Annotated in this window: 2 protein-coding genes; both read right to left on the reverse strand. The window is 69.7% G+C overall.

Annotated elements, in window-relative coordinates:
* Nucleotides 1–926: 2-oxoacid:ferredoxin oxidoreductase subunit beta (locus tag ACFQ3T_RS35675; protein ID WP_380730405.1), on the reverse strand; the 926-nt coding region annotated here is incomplete at its 3' end.
* Nucleotides 923–2749, reverse strand: a 1827-nt coding sequence (locus ACFQ3T_RS35680; protein WP_380730407.1) for a 2-oxoacid:acceptor oxidoreductase subunit alpha, incomplete at its 5' end; no start/stop codon positions are given. The genes ACFQ3T_RS35675 and ACFQ3T_RS35680, both read right to left, overlap by 4 nt.

Here is a 2749-nt window from a genome sequence, read left to right on the forward strand (position 1 = left end):
ACGCCGGTGACGGTGTGTTGGAGGTCCTGGGTGGACAGGCGGGACAGGGCGAAGGCGAGGTTGAGGTCGGTGGCGTCGTGGACGACGATGTCGTCGGGGTTGACGTCGGCGGTGTTGGCGACGGCGAGGCCGAATCCGTCGCGGACGACGGCGTGGTCGCCGCCGCCGAAGGTGATGGGTTGGCCGTGGGTGACGTTGATGATGCGGCGGGCGGCCTCGTCGTCGTCTTTGAGGACGTCGAAGGCGCCGTCGTTGAAGATGGGGCAGTTCTGGTAGATCTCGACCAGGGCGGAGCCGCGGTGTTCGGCGGCTTGTCGCAGGACCTCGGTGAGGCCGGCGCGGTCGGAGTCCAGGGCGCGGCCGACGAAGGTGGCCTCGGCGCCCAGGGCGAGGGAGACGGGGTTGAAGGGGTGGTCCAGCGACCCGTGGGGGGTCGACTTGGTGATCTTGCCCTCTTCGCTGGTGGGGGAGTACTGGCCCTTGGTCAGCCCGTAGATGCGGTTGTTGAACAGCAGGATCTTGAGGTTGACGTTGCGGCGCAGGGTGTGGATGAGGTGGTTGCCGCCGATGGACAGGGCGTCGCCGTCGCCGGTGACGACCCACACCGACAGGTCCGGTCGTGCGACGGCCAGGCCGGTGGCGATGGCGGGGGCGCGGCCGTGGATGGAGTGCATGCCGTAGGTGTTCATGTAGTACGGGAAGCGGGAGGAGCAGCCGATCCCGGAGACGAACACGATGTTCTCGCGTTTGAGGCCGAGGGTGGGCAGGAAGGACTGCACGGCGTTGAGGACGACGTAGTCGCCGCAGCCGGGGCACCAGCGGACTTCCTGGTCGGACTTGTAGTCCTTGGCCTTCTGGGGTTGGTCCGCGGTGGGCACGCCGACCAGGCCTGTCAGGGCCGGCAGCCCGAGATCGGTCGCGGTCATTCCGACACTCCCTTGATCACGTCGACGAGCACGTCCTGCAGTTCCTCGGCCTTGAACGGCAGGCCCTGGACCTTGGTGTGGCTGATGGCGTCGACGAGGTATTTGGCGCGCAGCAGCAGCGCGAGCTGGCCGAGGTTCATCTCCGGCACCACGACCCGCTCGTAGCGGGCCAACACCTCGCCCAGATTCTTCGGGAAGGGGTTGAGGTGGCGCAGGTGCGCGTGCGCCACCGGCATGCCCAGCTTCCGCACCCGCCTCGCCGCCGCGCCGATCGGCCCGTACGACGATCCCCAGCCGACGACGAGGACGCGGGCGTCGCCGGTGGGGTCGTCGACCTCGACGTCGGGAACGGTGATGCCGTCGATCTTGCGTTGGCGCAGGCGGACCATGTGGTCGTGGTTGGCGGGGTCGTAGGAGATGTTGCCGGTGCCGTCGGCCTTCTCCAGCCCGCCGACGCGGTGCTGCAGCCCGGCGGTGCCCGGCACCGCCCACGGCCGCGCGAGGGTCTCGGGGTCGCGCAGGTAGGGCCAGAACGTGCCGTCGGGGGCGTTGGGTTCGGTGGCGAAGCCCACCGACAGGTCGGGCAGGTCCTCCACGTCGGGGATCAGCCACGGCTCGGAGCCGTTGGCGATCGCGCCGTCGGACAGCAGCAGCACCGGGGTGCGGTAGACCAGCGCGATCCGGGCGGCCTCCATCGCGGCGTCGAAGCAGTCCGACGGCGAGCGCGGCGCGACCACGGCGACGGGGGACTCGCCGTTGCGGCCGAACATGGCCTGCAGCAGGTCGGCCTGCTCGGTCTTGGTGGGCAGGCCGGTGGACGGGCCGCCGCGCTGCACGTCGATCACGATCAGCGGCAGCTCGGTCATCACCGCCAACCCGATCGTCTCCGACTTCAACGCGATACCGGGCCCGGAGGTGGAGGTCACGCCGAGGGCGCCGCCGTAGGAGGCGCCCAGGGCCGCGCCGATGCCGGCGATCTCGTCCTCGGCCTGCAGCGTGGTGATGCCGAAGTTCTTGTGCCGGGACAGCTCGTGCAGGATGTCCGACGCGGGCGTGATCGGGTAGGTGCCCAGCACCACCGGCAGCCCGGACCGCTGCCCCGCCGCCACGATCCCGTACGCCAACGCCGTGTTCCCGGTGATCTGCCGGTAGGTGCCCGGGGCCAGCCTGGCCGGGGCGACCTCGTAGGTGACGGCGAAGGACTCGGTGGTCTCGCCGTAGTTCCAGCCCGCCCGGAACGCCAGCACGTTGGCCTCGGCGATCTCGGGTTTGCGGGCGAACTTCTCCCGCAGGAACCGCTCGGTGCCCTCGGTCGGCCGGTGGTACATCCACGACAACAGGCCCAGGGCGAACATGTTCTTCGCCCGTTCCGCGTCCTTCTTGCCCAGCCCGGTGCCCTCCAGCGCGCCGATGGTCAGCGTGGCCATCGCGACCTTGTGCACCTGGTAGGTCTCGGTGAGGGTGTTGTCCTCCAGCGGGTCGGCCGCGTAGCCGACCTTGACCAGGTTGCGCTTGCTGAACTCGTCGGTGTTGACGATCAGGATCCCGCCCTTGGGCAGGTCGTCGATGTTCGCCTTCAACGCGGCCGGGTTCATCGCCACGAGCACGTCCGGCCGGTCACCGGGGGTGAGGATGTCGTAGTCCGCGAAGTGCAGCTGGAAGCTCGACACACCCGGCAGGGTGCCCTGAGGCGCCCGGATCTCGGCCGGGAAGTTCGGCTGGGTCGCGAGGTCGTTGCCGAACGCGGCCGCCTCCGACGTGAACCGGTCGCCCGTGAGCTGCATGCCGTCACCGGAGTCACCGGCGAACCGGATCACCACGCG

Origin of the sequence: Saccharothrix hoggarensis (genome assembly GCF_042678885.1) — a bacterium.
Classification (GTDB): domain Bacteria; phylum Actinomycetota; class Actinomycetes; order Mycobacteriales; family Pseudonocardiaceae; genus Actinosynnema; species Actinosynnema hoggarensis.